This window comes from Roseburia sp. 1XD42-69 (assembly GCF_003612565.1).
Classification (GTDB): domain Bacteria; phylum Bacillota; class Clostridia; order Lachnospirales; family Lachnospiraceae; genus Roseburia_B.
Genome location: NZ_RAZG01000009.1, coordinates 85,522 through 106,244 on the forward strand (window position 1 = coordinate 85,522; position 20,723 = coordinate 106,244).

General features: G+C 45.6%; 15 protein-coding genes and 3 pseudogenes. 14 read left to right on the forward strand and 4 right to left on the reverse strand.

From position 1 onward, the window contains the following. Positions 1-15: 15 nt before the first annotated feature. A complete protein-coding gene (locus tag D7Y06_RS06800) occupies positions 16-387 on the reverse strand; it encodes a GntR family transcriptional regulator (protein WP_120407053.1) in 372 nt (123 codons plus the stop codon). Between the two features lie 492 nt (positions 388-879). Between D7Y06_RS06800 and D7Y06_RS06810 the strand changes: the two genes are divergently transcribed. Both D7Y06_RS06810 and D7Y06_RS06820 read left to right on the forward strand, forming a co-directional pair. Continuing rightward, a complete protein-coding gene (locus tag D7Y06_RS06810) occupies positions 880-1,161 on the forward strand; it encodes a helix-turn-helix domain-containing protein (RefSeq protein ID WP_243119147.1) in 282 nt (93 codons plus the stop codon). Between the two features lie 205 nt (positions 1,162-1,366). Next, positions 1,367-1,753 (forward strand): hypothetical protein, encoded by a 387-nt coding sequence (locus D7Y06_RS06820; RefSeq protein ID WP_120407055.1) that lies wholly within the window; start codon positions 1,367-1,369, stop codon positions 1,751-1,753. Between the two features lie 296 nt (positions 1,754-2,049). On the opposite strand, the gene D7Y06_RS06825 is transcribed toward D7Y06_RS06820, so the two are convergent. Continuing rightward, positions 2,050-3,771, reverse strand: a complete 1,722-nt coding sequence (locus tag D7Y06_RS06825) for an alpha-amylase family glycosyl hydrolase (RefSeq protein WP_120407056.1) — start codon at positions 3,769-3,771, stop codon at positions 2,050-2,052. A 203-nt stretch (positions 3,772-3,974) separates the two neighbouring features. On the opposite strand from D7Y06_RS06825, the gene D7Y06_RS06830 reads away from it, so the two are divergent. From D7Y06_RS06830 to D7Y06_RS06840, 3 genes are all read left to right on the forward strand, one after another. Next, on the forward strand, positions 3,975-6,452 hold the full coding sequence (locus D7Y06_RS06830; protein ID WP_120407057.1) for a glycoside hydrolase family 3 protein: 2,478 nt from the start codon (positions 3,975-3,977) through the stop codon (positions 6,450-6,452). Between the two features lie 384 nt (positions 6,453-6,836). Next, entirely contained in the window at positions 6,837-7,520 is a 684-nt protein-coding gene (locus tag D7Y06_RS06835; RefSeq protein WP_120407058.1) for an ABC transporter ATP-binding protein, read from the forward strand. Then, positions 7,517-10,183: an ABC transporter permease gene (locus D7Y06_RS06840; RefSeq protein WP_120407059.1), complete on the forward strand. Its 2,667-nt coding sequence runs from the start codon at positions 7,517-7,519 to the stop codon at positions 10,181-10,183. Before D7Y06_RS06835 ends, D7Y06_RS06840 begins: the two co-directional genes overlap by 4 nt. A gap of 146 nt (positions 10,184-10,329) precedes the next feature. Here D7Y06_RS06840 and D7Y06_RS06845 read toward each other — a convergent pair whose 3' ends face one another. Then, positions 10,330-11,211, reverse strand: a complete 882-nt coding sequence (locus tag D7Y06_RS06845) for a bacteriohemerythrin (RefSeq protein WP_120407060.1) — start codon at positions 11,209-11,211, stop codon at positions 10,330-10,332. Between the two features lie 223 nt (positions 11,212-11,434). On the opposite strand from D7Y06_RS06845, the gene pcrA reads away from it, so the two are divergent. The 9 genes and pseudogenes from pcrA to D7Y06_RS06885 all read left to right on the forward strand — a co-directional run. Beyond that, the gene (pcrA, locus tag D7Y06_RS06850; RefSeq protein WP_120407061.1) at positions 11,435-13,660 is read left to right on the forward strand and encodes a DNA helicase PcrA; all 2,226 of its coding nucleotides are present in this window, start codon (positions 11,435-11,437) and stop codon (positions 13,658-13,660) included. 108 nt (positions 13,661-13,768) lie between these two features. After that, positions 13,769-14,035, forward strand: a complete 267-nt coding sequence (locus tag D7Y06_RS25890) for a hypothetical protein (RefSeq protein ID WP_158591297.1) — start codon at positions 13,769-13,771, stop codon at positions 14,033-14,035. Between the two features lie 272 nt (positions 14,036-14,307). Beyond that, a complete protein-coding gene (rlmD, locus tag D7Y06_RS06855) occupies positions 14,308-15,978 on the forward strand; it encodes a 23S rRNA (uracil(1939)-C(5))-methyltransferase RlmD (protein WP_120407062.1) in 1,671 nt (556 codons plus the stop codon). 197 nt (positions 15,979-16,175) lie between these two features. After that, a complete protein-coding gene (locus D7Y06_RS06860) occupies positions 16,176-17,177 on the forward strand; it encodes a sensor histidine kinase (RefSeq protein WP_120407063.1) in 1,002 nt (333 codons plus the stop codon). 157 nt (positions 17,178-17,334) lie between these two features. Beyond that, the gene (locus tag D7Y06_RS06865; protein WP_120407064.1) at positions 17,335-18,162 is read left to right on the forward strand and encodes a ParA family protein; all 828 of its coding nucleotides are present in this window, start codon (positions 17,335-17,337) and stop codon (positions 18,160-18,162) included. After that, positions 18,116-19,060 (forward strand): ParB/RepB/Spo0J family partition protein, encoded by a 945-nt coding sequence (locus tag D7Y06_RS06870; protein WP_120407065.1) that lies wholly within the window; start codon positions 18,116-18,118, stop codon positions 19,058-19,060. The genes D7Y06_RS06865 and D7Y06_RS06870 overlap by 47 nt, the downstream gene beginning before the upstream one ends. A gap of 191 nt (positions 19,061-19,251) precedes the next feature. Beyond that, a pseudogene (locus D7Y06_RS28215) lies at positions 19,252-19,770 on the forward strand (thioester domain-containing protein); the annotation flags it as partial. After that, positions 19,761-20,033: pseudogene (locus D7Y06_RS06880) on the forward strand (TraG/VirB4 family ATPase); the annotation flags it as partial. The pseudogenes D7Y06_RS28215 and D7Y06_RS06880, both read left to right, overlap by 10 nt. Continuing rightward, a pseudogene (locus D7Y06_RS06885) lies at positions 20,033-20,209 on the forward strand (CHAP domain-containing protein); the annotation flags it as partial. The pseudogenes D7Y06_RS06880 and D7Y06_RS06885, both read left to right, overlap by 1 nt. 27 nt (positions 20,210-20,236) lie before the next feature. Here D7Y06_RS06885 and D7Y06_RS06890 read toward each other — a convergent pair. Next, a complete protein-coding gene (locus tag D7Y06_RS06890) occupies positions 20,237-20,593 on the reverse strand; it encodes a helix-turn-helix transcriptional regulator (RefSeq protein ID WP_120407079.1) in 357 nt (118 codons plus the stop codon). Between the last annotated feature and the right edge of the window lie 130 nt (positions 20,594-20,723).

Below are 20,723 nucleotides of genomic sequence, written 5' to 3' on the forward strand. Positions count from 1 at the left end.
GTCCTCGCCTCCTGTTTATTCTTCGTAAAACAACTTTAGAATATTTGTCATTTGTTCATAACTGATTCCATGTGCTCTGCCGATTTCCGCAACCTTTTGTAACAATTCCTCTGCTACACGCAACTGTTCTTCTTGGATAAACTCCTTGTTTTGGGCTGCAACAAAGCTCCCTTTTCCAGATACAGTTTCTATGAATCCGTCACGGGTCAAATCTTCATAAGCCCTTTGGACAGTAATAACGCTGATATGTAAGTCTTTTGCTAATACCCTCATGGACGGTAACGCTTCACCAGCAGATAAAGTTCCGTTCATAATCATATTTTTGACCTGCATACATATTTGCTCATAAATAGGCTTATCACTGCTGTTGCTTATGATTATTTCCATTTATTCACTCCTCTCTATGCGTATTACCTGTAACGTGCGTACTGGTTCGATAAGTACAGTATATGCGATTTTGATGTCATTGTCAATACCCTTTCTTTATGAAAAGATGGAGAGTGAGTGAGATTTCGTAGTAGACCAAAAGACAAGCACTGTGGAAATGTGTATAACTATGTTAAAGGTAATCAATTCTAAAAGATACAACCAACTTGCGGTTGAACTGTTAAAGAAAATATTTAATGGATATTATAAGCCGGGTGCAAAGTTGCCATCAACACGGGAATTGGCAAAACAGGCTGAAAACCAAATCTATCAAGATGAAATTAATTCATATGGAAATAGCTTTGAGAAATTGGGAGAATCAACTCGGATATGTAGCAGTAATTAGAATTTTATTCTGTATTTTTGGTTTGCAAGTGGTTAATCAAGTGGTGGCACCCTTTATGTTGTCACCACTCTGAATTATAAAAGCAACTATAAATCATGCAACCCCATGTGGGAGAAAGGGGGAATCATTTATGCCCTGCACAGAAGCATACAGAGAACACATATCTGCGGCAGATTGAAGGCGGGACAAAAGTTCCCAGCCTGCCCGTATTTATAAATATCTGCAATGCCCTGAAAATCTCCCCTGATTATCTGCTCCGTGATTCTCTTACGGATAATGACGTCAGCAAAATCAGGGAACTGACAGAACTGTGGGAAAGTACACTGCCCAGTCAGCAGGAAATAGCCGCTGCCATGATACATGCAGTATTGGAACGTAAAAAGGATTAGAAAACCAGCCGTTTATCCGACTGGCTGTTTTTCCGATAACTCTAAATAGAAAGCATAATAATTGCCCATAAGTATATGCTTAATCCCTTTTCTTATTATTCTTTCTGTTATTTTTTCTCTTTTCTGTGACCGAAGGTTCGTCACTGGCTAACTCAATCACATCCAGTATGCCGCAGTCCAGCGTTTCACAAATGCGGACTAATGTATGAACCTGAAATTATCCGGTACTTCCCCGGTGCGGGTGACAGTGACGGGAAGGGATAACGGCGTGGGGTTGGATGCAGATATGATGAGGGGATTGGCGGATGACTATATCATTTACGCTGCGCCCTGCAATACCAAAGGGAAGAAGAGCAGCTTAAAAAAGGTAAAGACAAAGGCTTCCGGAGGCGGCGGGCAGTACACCCAGAAGGGCTTAAAGAGCGGCACATGGTACAAATACCGGATTGACGCTTACCGGAATGAAGACGGGAGGGGACAAAAAGCTTGCCAATCCCACTGGGGTAACGATTTCAAAAACGAAAGTCAGTGTGAAGAAGGGGAAAACCCTTCAAGCTTAAGGTACCAAGGATTCTCCGCAAAATGTCAGTGAAATTGTAAACCGTGTACAGATAGGAACACAGAATGTATCAGAATTTATGAAAGAAAATACGGAACAGCTTTTAATCAGAATAAGGTGATGCAGAGCGCATCCACTGTGAAAATGAAGAGTTTTCCAATATTGCAAGTATGGTACAGAACAATAGCGATGAGATAATTGCTTTGTCCGAGCAGGTGGATATGGTGAATTCTATGGTGGAACAACTGGAAAATCTGCTGACATTGGAATAAACCATGTCAGCAGATTGTAACAGCTCCATGAAAAAATGTTTCCCGAAAAACCAGTCCCTACCGGAAACTCTTAATCCAGTTAATTAAGGAATCATGATATACATTGTTGGCAACATCCCTTCTCATCTGGTCTGTAAGGGGGCCGTTCTTTTCCATAGTTGCAAGAATCGCCTCCTGAAGCCCTGCAATTTTCCCTTTTTCAAATGCTTCTTTTTCTTTATCCGTCATATTGCCAGCGGCATCGTCAGGCTTAATGGAGGCAGGAGCCGCCGGAGTCTGGGGCTTAGGATCGCCTGGGGCGTCATTTCCCTGGGATGTTTCTGTTTCAGCTTTTATGGCCTCTGTTTTTGCCGGTTCCTCTTTTGCAGGGGAGGCTTTTGGCGTTTCAGCGGCAAGTTTTATCGGGGCTATATCCGGGGAATTTGATACCACGTTCTCCGGCAGCCACAGTTCCCCGTAGTTGGCTTTCACATTTACTGTGATGCAGCCGTTATTCACGGAAACTTTTTCTCCGGAAAGCACGCCCACATATGTGCTGGAATTTCCGGCGCCAACTGTCATGGTGAAATCGTTGTCGTCGTTATTTACCGTGACAATGGCGGAATCTTCCTCAAAATTTCTGGAAAAAGCATACTGTCTGTTGGTGAGCAAAAGCTCCCTGTAATCTCCGTAAGCTAAGGCTTTGGATTTTTGCCTGGCATGTCCCAAAGCGGCAATCAGTTCCGTGGAGGGATTTGTTTTCACCGCATCCTTAAAATCGGAGAGATTTAAGGCAGGGCGCAGGGATGCATCAGACCACTTTTCTTTTCTCCCTTCAATGGCAAATTCCGAGCCATAGTAAACAGAGGGGATGCCCGGCAGTGTGTACATTAAAATATGTACCGGGGCAAAGTGGGCTTTGTTGTTTAATTTTGTATAGATACGTTCCACATCATGGTTGTCCACAAAGTTGTAAAGCTTTAGTCCGTCGGGCCTGCTGCCTCCCATTTCGTAAAGGCGCTTCACCGTGTGGGCAATCTCAAAGAAATTGTGGTCGTTGTGTCCGGAATATAAGGCTTTGTGAAGCTGATAGTTGGTGACGGAGTGGAGGGTTCCTTCGTTTACCCAGCGGCTGTAATCACCGTGGATCACTTCTCCCATCAGCCAGAAATCCGGCTTCACTTCGTTTGCTAGGTGCCTTAGTGCCTGCATAAAATCAAAATCCAAAACGTCCGCTGCGTCTAAGCGGATGCCGTCTACGTCAAATTCCCTGACCCAGAAACGGATAGCGTCACAGATATAATCCTTTACTGCCGGGTTTCTCTGGTTCAATTTTACCAAAAGGTTGTATCCGCCCCAGTTTTCATAGGAAAAACCGTCGTTGTACTCTGTGTTTCCGCCGAAATTTACATTGCAGTACCAATCCCGGTAGGGGGAATTTTCCCGGTTTTTCTGGATATCTTTAAATGCAAAAAAGTCTCTTCCCGTGTGGTTAAATACGCCGTCAAAAATCACTTTGATTCCGGCTGCATGACATTCCGACACGAAATTTGCCAAATCTTTATTGTCGCCTAAGCGGCTGTCTAATTTTTTGTAATCTGTGGTCTCATATCCATGGCCTACCGATTCAAAAAGAGGGCCGATATACAGGGCATTACATCCGATTTCTTTGATGTGGGAAATCCATGGGAGTAATGTATTTAACCTGTGTTCCACCGGGCCGTAGGAATTTTCCTTAGGCGCATCGGTAAGTCCTAAAGGATAGATGTGGTAAAAAACTGCTTCATCGTACCAAGCCATATGAAAAAGCCTCCTGTCTGTAAAAATAATCGGTCTTTATTATAACACAACTGCATGTTTGATACAAGAAGGGGAGAAAACACCTTTCATATTTTTTGCAGATTCTAAAAAACATTAGATATTCTTGTTATTGCTATGGGCGTTGCGGTGTTATATAATGGGAAAAGAAGTGTAAGGGACAATCGTACAACAGGAGGTTTTGCATGAAAACTACAATTTTTACAGGAACAAAGAGCAGTGAGGTCAGGACATACGAAAAGGAACACCGCAGCGTGGCAAAAATGGCGGCAGCGGAAGGATTTGTCCTTTTAAAAAATGAAAACCACATTCTGCCTATAGACAGGGCAGAGAAAATTGCCCTTTACGGGCCGGGGGCGGAAAAAACCATTAAAGGGGGCACGGGTTCCGGGGATGTGAACGAGCGTTACAGTGTGAGTATTTATCAGGGGTTAAAAGACGCCGGGTATGAGATTGTCACGGAGGACTGGATAGAAAACTACAGGAAGGAATTTGACCAAAAGAGGCAGGAGTGGAAAGAAAGAATCTGGAAAAAGGTGGAGGATGATAATTTTCCACTGTTTGACGCCTATGTGTCGGAACCATTTTCTTATCCCACAGGGGAAATGCCAAAAAAAACAGAGGCGGCCACTGCCATTTACGTGTTAAGCCGGGTGGCGGGGGAAGGAGCGGACAGATACGATAAAAAAGGGGATTACTATCTTACGGAAGAGGAAAATAAGTTTTTAAATGAGCTCTCCGGCCTGTATGTAAATGTTGTGCTGGTGCTAAATACCGGGGGGCCGGTGGATTTGACTTATCTGGAGGAATACAAAAATATCCGCTGTGTAATACAGATGTGCCAGGGGGGATGCGAAGGGGGAGCCGCATTTGCGGATGTGGTTTCCGGAAAGGTAAATTTTTCCGGAAAGCTGACGGATACCTGGGCCTTCCGTTATGGGGATTACCCCAATTCCTCCACATTCTCCCACAACAACGGAAATGTACAGAAAGAACTTTACGAAGAGGGAATCTTTGTGGGATACCGGTATTTTGACAGCTTTGGGAAGAAAGTGCGCTACGGTTTTGGGTACGGGCTTTCCTACACGGAATTTAAAATAGAAACCATTGGGATGAAACACTATGATTTAGGGACAGACCATGCCGAAATCGGCCTTGACATTGCCGTGACCAATACCGGGGAGCGGGAAGGGAAAGAAGTGGTTCAGGTGTATGTCTCCTGCCCTCAGGGAAAGCTGGGGAAGGAGTACAGAAGGCTGGTGGGATTTGAAAAGACGAAAGAGCTTGCTTCCGGGGAAAGGCAGCAGTTTGAAATCCGTTTTCCTCTGTATGCCCTTACTTCCTATCTGGAAAGTGAGCCGGGCTGGGTGTTAGAGCAGGGGGTTTACGGCATCTTTGTGGGAAACAGCCTGGATACTTCCGCTTTTTCCGCTTCCATAAAAATGCAGGATGATTTTGTTATGGTAAAAACGGAGCATATCTGCGAATTAAAACAGGAACTTACGGAATTAAAGGCTCCCTCAGAGGAAATTGAGAGACGACGGGAGCAGTGGATTTGCGGTTTGGAAGAAAAGCCTTCCGTGATTCTGGGAAGCAAAGACATGGCAAAAAAGACAATGGTTTACGGCGGGGAGTATGAAATGATTCCTGAAAAAGCAAAAGATTTTGTGGATGCTTTGTCAAGAGAACAGTTAATCCGCCTTGCCACGGGAGAACCCTCCCAGGTTCAGGGCAGCGGAAACCTGGGGGCGGCTGGGTTTTCTGTGCCCGGTGCGGCGGCCCAGACCTCCGGCTGTGCGAAGGGGCAGGGGCTTACCGATTATGTCCTGGCAGACGGGCCTGCGGGGTTAAGGCTCCAGCAGAGTTATTTTGTAAAGGACGGGAAAATTGTGCCGGAGCCCTTTGAAAAATCTATCGAAAGGGGATTTCTCTGCAAAGACTATAAAGAGCCGGAAGGGGAAAAGTATTACCAGTACTGCACCGCATTTCCTGTGGGGACGCTTCTGGCCCAGACCTGGGACAGAGAAATCGTAAAAGCCGTTGGAAAAGCGGCGGCGGAAGAGATGGCGGAATTTCACGTGACCTTATGGCTTGCTCCGGGGATGAATATTCACAGGAATCCCCTCTGCGGAAGGAACTTTGAGTATTTTTCCGAAGACCCTGTGTTATCCGGGGAGATGGCGGCGGCCATAACCCTTGGAGTCCAGAGCATACCCGGGTGCGGAACCACCATTAAACATTTTGCCTGCAACAACCAGGAGGACAACCGTATCCACTCAGATTCCGTGATAACGGAGCGCACCCTCCGGGAAATTTACTTAAAAGGATTTGAGATTGCCGTGGCAAAATCAAATCCCATGTCCATTATGACCAGTTACAATCTGGTTAACGGGGTACATGCCGCCAATAACTTTGACCTGTGTACAAAAGTGGCAAGAAACGAGTGGGATTTTAAAGGGCTGATTATGACGGACTGGTATACCACCAATAACGGGCCGGACTGTACCGCCTCCGGCTGTATGCGGGCGGGAAATGATATTGTAATGCCCGGGCTTCCCATGGATCATGAAAATCTGGAAAAAGAGCTGTCGGAAGGGACTCTTGATATCCGGGATTTGAAAAAGTGTATCTGCCGGGTGGCACAGACGGGGTGGATGTCTTAAGAAAGGGACTGCCGCTGGGTCTGAAATAAAATAGGAAAAGTGCGAAGCCTTTGTGTGATGGAAGGCTTCGCACTTTTTTGGCTGTCAGGTATCCAAAGAGTATAGGACAGGGGCGGCGGCATGTTCCATGTCATAGACAAGAATAATATTATCTGGTGGCATATGCTCACCTGCTTTCTATTGGAATCTGAATGGATTGTTTCAACATTATTATAATTTTATAAACTTATCCAATATTACCCAAAAATAAAGGCAAATCTTTCAAAACTGAAAGAATTTTTCCTCTCCCGGAAATAATCTGGAAAGATTTCTGTGAGATAATCTGTATTATGGGAACAGACAATAGTTCCTGCAGTACAATTTCAGCAGACCAGGAGGTTAAGTATGAGTATTTTAACTACAAAAAATCTTAAAAAAATATACGGCAGCGGAGAGAGTGAAGTACATGCCTTAGACGGTGTTGACCTCTCTGTGGAAAAAGGAGAATTTGTGGCGGTGGTGGGAACCAGCGGCAGCGGAAAGTCCACCCTCTTACACATGTTGGGGGGATTAGACCGTCCCACCTGCGGAATAGTTTTGGTGGACGGAAAAGATATTTTTTCTTTAAAGGATGAAGAACTTACCATCTTCCGCCGGAGGAAAATCGGTTTTGTGTTCCAGAATTATAACCTTGTCCCGGTGTTAAATGTGTATGAAAATATTGTGCTCCCTGTGCAGCTTGACGGGGGCTCACCGGAGAAGAGGTATGTGGACAATTTAATTGATACCCTGGGCCTTGGGTCAAAGCTTAATAATCTCCCCAACAACCTTTCCGGGGGGCAGCAGCAGAGGGTTGCCATTGCAAGGGCCTTAGCGGCAAAGCCCGCCATTGTCCTGGCGGATGAGCCCACGGGAAATCTGGACTCTAAAACCAGCCAGGATGTGCTGGGGCTTATGAAAGTTACCAGCCAGAAGTTTTCCCAGACCATTGTGATGATTACTCACAATGAAGAGATTGCCCAGCTTGCGGACAGGATTATCCGCATAGAGGACGGCAGGATTGTAGAGCGGCAGGGGGTGGCAAAATGAATGTAAAAAACAGAAAATGCATCCGCCGCCTGGGATTCCGCCAGTTTCGGGCATCGGGGATGCGGAATCTTATCGCTGTGGCTGCCGTCACACTGACAGCTCTTTTGTTTACTTCCCTGTTTACCATAGCAATGTCTATTACCAAAAGTTATGAGGAGTACAATTTCCGCCAGGCCGGGGGGTACTGCCACGGAACTTTTAAAGAGGTAAACCAGGAACAGATAGAAAAAATTACCGCCCACCCCAAGGTGAAAGAGACAGGGGCCAGGACTGTGGCAGGGTATCTCTCCACGGAAGGGTTTGCAAAAGTTCCGGCGGAAGTCAGCTATATGGATGAAAACTGTACAAAATGGAGTTATGCCATCCCAAAGGAAGGCCGTATGCCCCAAAAGGGCATGGAGGTTTCCATGGATACCACGGCTCTTAAAGAACTGGGAGCAGAGCCGGTTTTAGGGGAGGAGATTACCATCACGTATCCCATACGAAATTCCAATGCTGTAGACGGGGAGGAAGTCTGCCGGACAGATACCTTTACCCTGGTGGGATTCTGGGAATATGATAATGTGATACCTGTCCATTATATTAATGTATCAAAAGAATATATGGATATGGTGGAAAAAGACTGGCTGGCAGAAGAGAAAACAGAAGAAGTACCGGAGCCTTTCCGGATAGATTTAAACGTTATGCTTGCCTCCAGTGTGAATATCGAAGGGGTGATGCAGTCCATTGACACGGATTTAGGATACCAGTGGGAGGACAGGGAAGGGGAAAACTGCGTCCGCATTGGGGTAAACTGGGGGTATGTGGCCTCCGAGATGAATTCTAAGGCAGACCCCATGTTAATTGCTTCCATTGCCGCCTTCGTGCTTTTGGTGGTATTTACCGGGTATCTGATTATTTATAATGTATTTCGGATTTCCGTTACAAATGATATCCGGTTTTACGGCATGTTAAAAACCATTGGAACCACCCCAAGGCAGCTAAAGCGGATAATCCGCATCCAGGCCCTTGTGATTTCCACGGTGGGAATTCCCCTTGGCCTTGTACTTGGCTTTATTATAGGCTCCCTTCTCCTGCCCCGTGTATTATCAGGCACTATGGATTTTGCAGTGGCAAAACTTAGCATGTCCCCGATGATTTTTCTGGGAGCTTCTTTATTTTCCCTGGTAACGGTTCTTCTCTCCGTGTCAAAGCCAGGGAGGATTGCGGCAAAGGTTTCCCCCATCGAGGCTTTGCGCTATACGGAGAGTGCTCAGGGGAAGAAAAAGACCCGCAAAACCAAAGGGGCGGACGTCTTTTCCATGGCCTGGGCAAATATGGGCCGCAGCAAAAGCAAAACCCTGCTGGTGGTGTTGTCCTTATCCCTGGCAGTAGTGCTTTTAACCAGCCTGTTTTCCTTTGTCAGGGGCTTTGACATGGAAAAATATGTGAGTAAACAGACAGCGGGAGATTTTCTTTTAAGCAAAACGGAATACATGAGATCTCATTACAGAAAGGGAGGGGAGGCGCTGCCGGAGGAAATTTTGGAAATGGTCAGGAAAAACACTTACTGTGAACTGGAGGGCAGTGCATATTCTACAGTGGTAAATCTTGATTATGCATGGCTGACAGAGGATCTCTACCGCAAGGGCTCTTTTCAGAGCGGGGAGATGTTAGAGCGGGAAATAAAAGAAGTGGAGCGCAAAAACGGTTTGCTTAAGTCTGGGCTTCAGATAGAGGCTTTGGATGAGAGTTTGTTTGAGAAACTCACAGTGATTGAGGGGGATATCACCCCGTTAAAGCAGGCGGACAGCCATGAGATTGCCATCTGCGTGTCCGTGGACGACTATGGGAAACCTTACGGGGAGTACCCAAAGATTGGGGATACCATACCTGTCTCCTACATTGAAAGCTGCAATTATTATGACTCACGGACAGGGGAGCTGGCGGATGACGCCACACCTTATGAGTATATGGAAGAGGAAGTGAAGTTAAGCAATGAGGTGGAATATCAGGTGTGCGCCCTGGTAGTCCTTCCCTATAAAATGGGTTACCGGTACAAAACGGAAGGGTTTGAGGCCCTGCTTTCCAAAGAGCAGCTGAAAAATGACAGCAGACAGGAACTTGCCCGGATGTTTTATCTTTTTGATACTCCGGGAGAAGAGGAGGAGGCTTTGGCAGAAGAATTTCTTGCAGAGCTTACGGAAAACGACAGCCTTGGCCTTGCCTATGAGAGCAAAAAAATTATCCGGGATGATTTTAAGAATTTCCGGAATATGTTCCTTCTGTTGGGAGGGGTGCTCTGTTTTATTGTGGCAGTTATCGGCATATTAAACTTTTTAAACGCCATCCTTACGGGAATCATTACCAGGCGGAGGGAATTTGCCATGCTCCAGTCCATTGGAATGACGGGGAGGCAGCTTAAGACCATGCTGGTGTGGGAAGGGCTTCTCTACGCTTTGTTTTCCCTGATTAGTTCCCTAATCTTTTGCCTTTTGATAGAGCCTTTGGCGGGAAATATGTTTGAGAACATGTTCTGGTTTTTCACAGCCAGATTTACCATGCTTCCGGTATTTTGTGTCATCCCTGTGTTTTTACTTTTGGGAATTGTCCTGCCTCTTTTGGCATACCGGGCGTTTTCCGGGAAATCCATTGTAGAGAGGCTCAGGGAAAGCGATGTGTAACAAAAAATAACTTATTGGCAATGACAGCTTGTTTAGGAACCGGGATTTTACGGAATAGGAAGAAATGGATTTCATGGCATTCCTTAAGCCGTAATCCCGGATGCCTGAAATTTTGCCCTAGTGCAGCCGGATTCTATGATGAGCTTTTAATCTAACTTCACACAAAAGGCAAGATAACTATGACCGGCATCGAGCAGCAGGCTGTAATCGAAACCTTCCGAATAAAAGATTTTTTTAAACTGGTCCATAGCAACGATGTGGCTGTTTTCCAGTTCATATTGTGAGGACAGACGGTTATGTGCGCCAAGTTGTTCCGCAATATGCTGTGACAGTTCTTTGGCGGCATTCATAACTATCTTATCCATTTTTTTAAGGGGCATATTCAGCATAGCGCTGACCGTTTTCAATACCAGGCTGTTTTCCAGAACTATGAAAATCTGTACGGTTTCTTTATCTTTTGAAAGGTAGGTCAATCGGATGACTAGGCTTGGTCCGAAATTTTCTCCGCTGTAATGTTCGCTTACAATCTCTGTTTTCAATCTGAAAATTTCCTGTACGGTGACAAGCAGGGCATTTTTTAAGGTATCCATGGGGATGCCGGCGTTATCTGCTTTCCATCTGGTTGAAACTTTACCTGTAATGGCCCGGTCTTCAATCATAATGTGGGCGGTAAGCCATCCAAGGCAGATGCCCAGGAAATGCTGGATCGATTCCTGGGAGTAGTTTGATTCTGTGAGATCTTTTTCCAGTGCGGGAAGTGTTTCATACCGCATGTCGTCATGCAGGCGCTTGTGTATCCCATATTCTTTATAGCAGATAGATTGCATATAGGCTTCCTCATCGGCAAAGTGTTCTATGGCATAGTTTTTAAAGTATTTGATACCTTCGGCGCATGCCCATTGTCCGTTATTTTCATCTCTGCTCAGATGGATTAGCTTACCCACGATGGAAAAAAGTCTCCGGTGGGCATTGTCAATCGAATCAATTCCTATGTTAAATTGTTTATTCCATTTCGTCTCATGAAACATGGCACTCCTTGATCAGATGGGAAATTTACCCTGTGCTGATGGTTTTTTTGAATAGGTTTGTAATAGTATATGTCGAGAAACGGCGAATAGTGTCAAATGATCCCATTGGATTTTCTTTATAGCCTTGAACTGTCCCATTGGAATATGGTAAAATGTATAGAATAAATTCTGGCGGCAGAGAGGTAAAAGCCGCAAAACATGAGAAAAAGGCAGGAGTACCGGTATGAGTGTTTATGACACATTAAATGAACCACAGAAAGAGGCGATTTTAAAGACGGAGGGGCCTCTTTTGATTCTGGCGGGGGCGGGTTCCGGAAAGACCCGGGTATTGACCCACAGGACAGCATATTTAATAGAAGAAAAAGGGGTAAATCCCTGGAACATCCTGGCCATTACTTTTACAAACAAGGCGGCAGGGGAGATGCGGGAGCGCATTAGCGCTATGGTGGGCCACGGCTCAGAAAGTATATGGGTTTCCACCTTCCATTCTGCCTGTGTGCGGATTTTAAGGCGGTATATTGACAGGATAGGGTTCGACACTAATTTTACCATATATGACGCAGACGACCAGAAATCTTTGATGAAAGATATCTGCAAAAGGCTTCAGATTGACACCAAGATTTATAAGGAAAAAACGTTTTTGGCAGCTATCTCCTCCGCAAAGGATGAGATGATCGGGGTGGAGGAGTTTACCCGGAATGCGGGAGTGGACTTTGCCCTCCAAAAACAGGCCCAGGTGTACAGGGAGTACCAGAATGCCTTAAAGAAAAACAACGCTCTGGATTTTGACGATTTGATTTTACAGACTGTGGAACTCTTCCGAAAGGAGGAAGAGGTTCTTGACTCCTATCAGGAGAGATTCCGTTACATAATGGTGGACGAGTACCAGGATACAAACACGGCGCAGTTTGAACTGATTCATCTCCTGGCGGGAAAGTATAAGAATCTCTGTGTGGTGGGGGATGACGACCAGTCCATATACAAATTCAGGGGTGCAAATATTTACAACATTTTAAATTTTGAAAAGCATTTCCCACAGGCCTGCGTCATTAAACTGGAACAGAATTACCGCAGCACCCAGAATATTTTAGATGCGGCAAACCATGTGATTGCAAACAACCGGGGAAGGAAGGAAAAACGCCTTTGGACGGCCAACGGCCAGGGGGAAAAACTGGTGTTAAAGCAGCTTGAGACTTCCTATGACGAAGCGGATTTTGTCACAAGGGATATTACGGAAAAAGTGTATAAGGAGAATTACAATTACAGGGACTGTGCCATTCTCTACCGCACCAATGCCCAGTCCCGGCTTTTTGAGGAAAAGTTTGTGGTGAGCAATATCCCCTACAAAATTGTGGGGGGGGTAAACTTTTATGCCCGCCGCGAAATCAAGGATTTGCTCTGTTACTTAAAAACTATTGACAACGCCAGGGATGATTTGGCGGTGCGGCGGATTATCAATGTTCCAAAGCGGGGGATTGGGGCGGCATCTTTAAATAAAGTGCAGATTTTTGCAGATGCAAACGGCATGAGTTTTTATGACGCTTTAAAAAAGGCGGAGGAAATTCCAGGTCTTGGCAGGGCTGCCGGAAAGATTAGGCCTTTTGTCACATTTATCCAGGCAATGCGCAGCAAACTTGACCTTATCGGCCTTACAGATTTGTTAAACGAAATTATTGAAACCACCGGGTATGTGGAAGAACTGGAGTTGGAGGGCACAGAGGAGGCGGCAGGACGAATCGAAAATATCGACGAGTTAATCAGCAAGATTGCGGCCTACGAGGAGGATACACAGGAGCCGACTTTAAGCGGGTTTTTAGAGGAAGTTGCTCTTGTGGCTGACATAGACAGCTTGGAGGAGGACAGCAATTATGTAGTTCTTATGACCCTTCACAGTGCAAAGGGGCTGGAATTTCCTAATGTGTACCTTGCAGGGATGGAGGACGGGCTGTTTCCCAGCTACATGTCCATTGTGTCGGATACGGCCATGGAGGATTTGGAGGAGGAGCGAAGGCTTGCCTATGTGGGGATTACCCGGGCAAAAGAACATTTGGTAATTACCAGCGCCAGACAGAGAATGATCCGGGGAGAAACCCAGTTTAACCGGCTTTCCAGATTTGTACAGGAGATTCCTTCCGTGCTTTTCGGCCAGGAGGCGGCTCCAGCGCCAAAGAAGAGCACAGAGACAAAAAATCCTTACCGCCAGGCAAAAGACTCCTTTAAAAAGAAGCCTGTGGCCGTTTCCGGCCTTGCGGCAGCCAAAAATTTCGGGGCGGCGGAAAAGAAAGCCCTGGATTACACAGAAGGGGACCGGGTTTCCCATATAAAATTCGGGGAGGGAATTGTGACAAACATCGTGGAAGGCGGCAGGGATTATGAAGTTACGGTGGATTTTGACAAGGCGGGAACCAAAAAGATGTTTGCCTCCTTTGCAAAACTAAAAAAATTATAAAATTTTCAGAAAATATGAAAAGAATCGTAATTTTTTATTTTCCAACTGGGAAAGATATGTTATAATACCTGTATGAATCTTTGGAAGCAAAGAAAAGGAGTGTGCACGATGAACAAGGTAGATGATTTTTTAACAATGACAAAACTCAATGATTTCCTGAACAAGAAGGAAGATGACACAAAGAAAACCTCTAAAGTGGTATGGATTTTCGCAATTGTGGGTATCGTGGTAGCTGTTGCAGCAGCAGTTTACGGTATTTACCGCTTCTTCACACCGGATTATCTGGAAGATTTTGAAGATGATTTTGAGGACGAATTCGAGGATGACTTCTTTGATGACGATGATGAGGAGGATGACGAGGAGGAAGACAACTAAGAAGCCGTTTTTTCTGCCCAGGTTTTGGCTGTGAAGCCGGAGAGTTGGGGGGTTTAAGTGTTTTCAGAGAAATCAGATCATCCGAATTGCAATGACAACAGAATAATGAGATGAAAACGAAATACCCTGCAGCTTGCTGCGGGGTATTTCCTATCTGTGCCCCTGGAATCATTTCAGGGACGGCGGTTTCCTGCCCTTTTTGCGGCGGGCATTTTAGTACAACAGATACTAAGTTGTACTAGTGGGGAAGAATAAAGAGATGAGGTTGAATGATGAAAAAAAAGCAGCAGTATGAGGGAAAAATTGAAAAAGTGCTGTTTCCCAATAAAGGGATTGCAGTGACGCCGGAGGGTGAGCGGGCGGTAGTGAAAAATACCCTGCCAGGCCAGACCGTTTCCTTCGTGGTAAATAAGGCCAGGAACGGAAAATATGAAGGAAGGCTGGTGGAGGTGCTAAGAAAGGCAGAAAATGAGCTGGCAGAGCCGCTCTGCCCCCATTTTGGAACCTGCGGCGGCTGTACCTACCAGAATTTAAGTTACGAAGATCAGCTTAAATTGAAGGAGAGGCAGCTTCAGGAGCTGTTTACACCTGTTTTGTCCAAGTCCGGCAGGAAGTTTGACCAGGTGTTTCAAGGGATTAAGCCCAGCCCCGATGTTTTTGGATATAGGAATAAAATGGAATTCTCCTTCGGGGATACTTTTAAAGACGGCCCCCTGGCATTGGGGATGCACAGGCGGGGAAGTTTTTATGATATTGTAAATGTGGAGCACTGCCGTATTGTGGACGGGGATTACAGAAAAATTTTAGTTTCTGTGAGGGATTTTTTCGGGGAGAAAAAGATTCCTTTTTACCACAGGCTGCGCCATGAGGGATACCTGCGGCATCTCCTGGTACGGAAAGCTTCCGCTACCGGGGAGATTTTGGTTGATTTAATCACTACTTCACAGGTGGAAACTTTCCGTGAGGAGGAGCTTTTGCAGGAGTTTGCGGACAAGCTTAAGGCACTTCCCCTGGATGGAAAGCTGGCAGGGATTTTACATACCAGAAACGACAGTGTGGCGGATGTGGTTAAAAATGAGGGCACACAGGTTCTTTTTGGGGATGACTTCTTTTTTGAACATCTTCTGGGACTGAAATTTAAGATAACTCCTTTTTCCTTTTTTCAGACAAACTCTTTGGGTGCGGAGGTTCTCTATGACCTGGCCAGGGAGTTTATCGGTGATACGGCAAAGGAGAGTACGGTATTTGATTTGTACAGCGGCACAGGCACCATTGCCCAGATGCTTGCCCCGGCGGCGGGAAAAGTAATCGGCGTTGAGATTGTGGAGGAGGCTGTTTTGGCGGCCAGGGAAAATGCCGGGTTGAATCACCTTGACAACTGTGAGTTTATAGCCGGGGATGTGCTAAAGGTGCTGGATGAAATCAGGGATAAACCGGATTTTATTGTCCTTGACCCACCCAGGGACGGGATACATCCCAAGGCCCTTTCTAAGATTATCCGTTATGGAGTGGAGCGGATGGTTTATATTTCCTGTAAGCCTACCAGCCTGGTGCGGGATTTGGAAGTTTTGCTGGGGAGCGGGTATGAGGTGGTAAGGATGGGAGGAGTGGATATGTTTCCGGGGACGGGGCATGTGGAGACGGTCTGTTTATTGTCCAAACTTCATTCAGACCAACATATCGAGGTGGAGCTTCAGATGGACGAGCTTGATTTAACGGCTGCGGAGAGCAAGGCAACCTATGAGGAAATCAAGGATTATGTGTTGGAACATACGGGATTGAAAGTCAGCAATTTATATATCGCACAGGTAAAAGAGAAATGTGGGATTATCGAGAGGGTGAACTATAATCTGCCAAAATCAGAAAATGCCAGACAGCCGAAATGCCCGCCAGAGAAAGAAGCGGCGATAAGGGAGGCGTTGGAGCATTTTCGGATGATTTGATTTATGAGCAAATAAGAAGTGATAAGCTGCTTTGGAGAATGGATATTAAAATTTCAAGAAAATGTTTAGTAATATAATTTTACAATAGTGATGCAGAGTCTATTGCTTTAAAAATATTGAAAGAGTGACTAATAAAATGAATTATATGAAAGAAAGTTGTAGAATAAGAGATTATCAAGAATGATGGGAGAAAACAGATGATATACGTGCCAGATTTAACGGTAAAAAGTGCATTAGAATTTTCAAAAGAAATTCATAATTGTTTTTTGGAAGAAGGAGAAGTGTTTGATTTTTCTAAGGTACATAATTGCGACCCTTTTCCGATGCTAGTGGTTTCTAGTTCAATTAGACAGAGAAGAAATGAATCAGATGTAAAAAAATGTGTCGCTAAAAACTGCAATAATAGTTATGCTGAACATATGAGATTTTATACAGCAATTGGAATCAAACATGGAAAAGGGTTTGATGAAAATTACGGTAATCAGAGGTATCTTCCAATTACCAAGTTAGACATTAAAGAACTTCGAGAACAGGGTGCGACTAATTTGGAGAGGATACAGGAAGTAATAGTTAGTAAATCAAATTTAATGGCAAATGTATTGTCACAAGGAAATTCTTCTTATAAGAAATGGTTGAGTTATGCATTAACAGAAATAATGAGAAATATACCTGAACATAGTAATGCTAAAGAAATTTGGTATTGTGCACAATATTGGCCTTCATTCGACTTGGTTGAACTTGCAATTTTGGATGAAGGAATTGGAATCAGAGAAAGCTTATTAAGTAATATAGCATATGAAAGTTTAATAAGTACAGACAAAGAAGCATTGAAGTATGCGTTAAAACCAGGTATTTCAAGAACTTTTGTTCCTGGTAGAAGCAATTCTTCAATGGATGAATGGGCAAATTCGGGATATGGATTATACATGGTAAGTAGAACATGTGCTGCTTTGGGAGGAAGTTTTATTATATTAAGTGGTGATGCAGCAATGAAAGTAGATGAAGATGGGATAAAGGAATATCCACAAAATTGTTATTTAAAAGGAACTGCAATTCAGATAAGGGTTCGTTTATCTCAAATGGCAAAATATGAAGATGTTGTACAAAAGATATTAAGTGAGGGTGAAAAAGAAGCGAAGGAGGGTAAAAAAACTATAAAATCTGCTTCAAAGTCAACAAAACATATTTTGGGATATTGATATAAAGCGTAGAAAATTGAATATGTCTAAGGCACATCACAGAGCCGCTTATTCTTATTGATTTTTTAAGAGTAAGCGGCTTTTTTGCGTTCTCTGGTACTCTTACATAGCCACCTTGACAAAGTGGCTAAATCTATGCGAAAGGAGGACGCATCCTATGTCAAATTGCAAAGTAATCGCTTTAACCAACCAGAAAGGCGGCGTTGGAAAGACCACCACGGCGGTCAATCTGGGCGTGGCTCTGGCACAGCAGGGTAAGAAAGTCCTGCTCATTGATGCCGACGCACAGGCAAACCTAACCATGTCGCTCGGTTACAGCCGACCAGACGACTTGCCCGACACGCTCTCGACTATCATGCAGGACATCATTGATGATAAACCTGTCGATGTTTCCAGAAGCATCCTGCACCATGACGAGGGCGTTGACCTGCTCCCGTCCAACATTGAACTGTCGGGACTGGAAGTAAGGCTGATTAACGCCATAAGCCGTGAAAGCATACTGAAAACCTGCATCAATGAAGTAAAAAAGAATTACGACACGGTTCTTGTGGATTGTATGCCGAGCTTGGGTATGCTGACAATCAACGCTCTTGCGGCTGCTGACAGCGTGGTTATCCCGACACAGCCCCATTATCTTTCCGCCAAAGGCTTAGAGCTGTTGCTTCGCTCCGTGTCTAAGGTCAAACGGCAAATCAACCCGCACCTGCGGATTGACGGCATCCTTATGACGATGGTAATGCCACGCACGAACATCTCTAAGGAAATCACGGCAACGGTAAAAAGTGCTTATGGGCAGAGGATTAAAGTATTCGACACACAGATACCCCACTCCATCCGAGCCGTGGAAGCTACCGCAGAGGGAAAGAGCATTTTTGCCTACGACAAAGGCGGCAAGGTAGCCGCTGCTTACGAGCAGTTCGGAAAGGAGGTGGCAGAGCTTGGCGAAAAGCAGAGGAAGCAAAATCGAGCTGACCGCATACGATGACCTCTTTGAAACGGACGAGAGCCGTGCGGAAGCGAAGCTAAGCAAAATAAGGGAAATCCCGATTGCGGAGATTGACGAGTTCCCAGACCACCCGTTCAAGGTCTTAATGGACGAGGACATGGAGCAGCTTGTGGACAGCGTAAGGCGGAGCGGCGTAATGACCCCTGCCACAGTCCGCCAGAAAGAGGACGGGCGGTATGAGCTTATCAGCGGTCACAGGAGGAAAAAAGCTTGCGAGCTTGCAGGGCTTGAAACGCTCAAATGCGAGGTTAAGGAGCTGACCCGTGACGAAGCTATCATTGTCATGGTTGAGAGCAATCTCCAAAGGACTACTATCTTGCCGAGTGAGAAAGCCTTTGCGTATAAGATGCGGCTTGAAGCGATGAAACGGCAGGGACAGCGAAGTGATTTAACTTCGTCGCCAGTGGCGACTAAGTTACAGAGTGGACGTTCTGATAAAGAATTAGGCGAACTCGTTGGAGAAAGCAAAGACCAGATACGCCGCTTTATCCGTCTGACCGAGCTTGTACCCGAAATCCTGCAAATGGTTGATGAACGCCAGATTGCCTTCCGCCCTGCGGTGGAAATCTCCTATCTGTCCGAGGAACAGCAGTACACCCTGCTTGAAGCGATGGGCTACAACGATGCCACGCCCTCTCTTGCACAGGCTATCAAGATGAAAAAGTTCATGCAGGAGGGAAAGCTCACGGATGGGGTTATCCAGAGCATCATGCAGGAGGAAAAGCCAAACCAGAAAGAGAAGCCCGCCTTTAAGGACGAGCGGATAACCAAGCTCATACCGAAATCCATCCCCAGAGGGCAGGAAACGGATTTTGTCGTAAAGGCGTTGGAGTTCTACAACCGCCATCTGCAAAGGCAGCGGGGGCAGGAAAGATAACCGCACACTTGGGGAGAAGTCCGCCCTTTGGGGGATAGCAAATTTTTTTTGAGCGTCCCCCTCTCCACACCTCTCCCCCTAGATACTGCCAGTAACTATCCGAGAAAAGAACAATTAAAGCTGTCCACATGGGCGGCTTTTTTTCTGCCAGAAAGTCAACTATCAACATGAGAACGAACAGGAGGTAATGAATGAAGATTCGTAAATTATTTCAAAGGGCTGCGGCGTTTGCATTGGCTGCGGTCACGGCACTGTCCGCCGTCCCTGCCACGACAGCGTTTGCTGCGGGCGACATCGGCACGATTAGTTTTACCCACACCTACGACGGCGCAGGGAACGCAATCAGATACAATTCCAGTGCGAACATCGGCGGTCATACCGCAGGCGGCACGGGCGAATACAAGTACCGCATGTATGTGGACGGGGAAACGGCGTTCTGCATACAGCCAGGCGTACCCTTAAAAACAGGGAACACGCTGGCAAAGGCATCTTCCAACACATGGAACGCCCTCTCCGCAGAACAGAAAAAGGCGGTAGGGCTTGCCCTGCTCTACGGCTATCAGGGCAACAGCGGAAACTTATCTGGGAGCGACGACGAGAAATGGCTTGCCACCCAGACCCTTGTGTGGGAGTTCGTCACGGGATGCCGTAGCTCTGCAAGCCCGTACAGCCAGACAAGCACGACCGTTTACAGCCTGCACTTATCTGCTACGATATTCTGGATTTGGGCAAGCAGTTACAGCCTATCGGTATGCTTGTTGTCCTCGACAGCATCTTAAACCGCATCACCCAGAACAGGGCGAAAGGCAGGAACACCTTTATTTTCATTGACGAGATTTATCTGCTCTTTCAGCATGAATACTCGGCGAACTTCCTCTTTACCCTCTGGAAGCGTGTGCGTAAGTACGGGGCGTACTGCACTGGAATCACACAGAATGTGGACGACCTCTTGCAGAGCCATACGGCGAGGACGACCTCATTTTCTTTGATTGGGGGAGCGACGGCTCAATCGACCATGTGGGAATCGTGGAAAAATGCGAGAATGGGACGGTCTACACCGTGGAGGGCAACTCTGGGGATGCCTGCAAACAGCGGAGCTATCCAGTCGGGAGCGGTTCAATATACGGCTACGGATGTCCAAACTATTAGTTGAACAAGGTAAAAGGAAACCAGAGGTCAATCCTCTGGCTGCTTTTTTGCCTTACATATCCCCTGCGCCGTCCCTGCTATAATAGTCAATTCCGCATCATCAAAAGTATCAAGAAGCACATCTAAACGCCGACGTAAAGTTGTTTTCTTTATCGGACTGTCTGGGTGTATGTACTGGTCTACGGATATGTGGAACATTGTCACAAGCTGAATAAACAGCCGAAAACTCGGATACTGCCCCTCTTTTTCAATAGACTGCAAATGTCTTGCCGAAATTCCAAGCTCCTCGGCTAATTCCTCTCTTGTAATCCGCTGTTTTTCACGTGCATCTTGGATTGCCTGCCCTAATTCCAGAAAATCAAAATTTTCCAAATCATTACCCATTTTTTCACCGCCCATACTAAAAAATTTTATAATATCTATTTTACAGAGATGGAAGTTCTTATAAAACGATGTGAAATCTCTGCTCATAAGAGGTTCTATCTCTTGTCTTGAGAGATAAAAGTGGGTATTC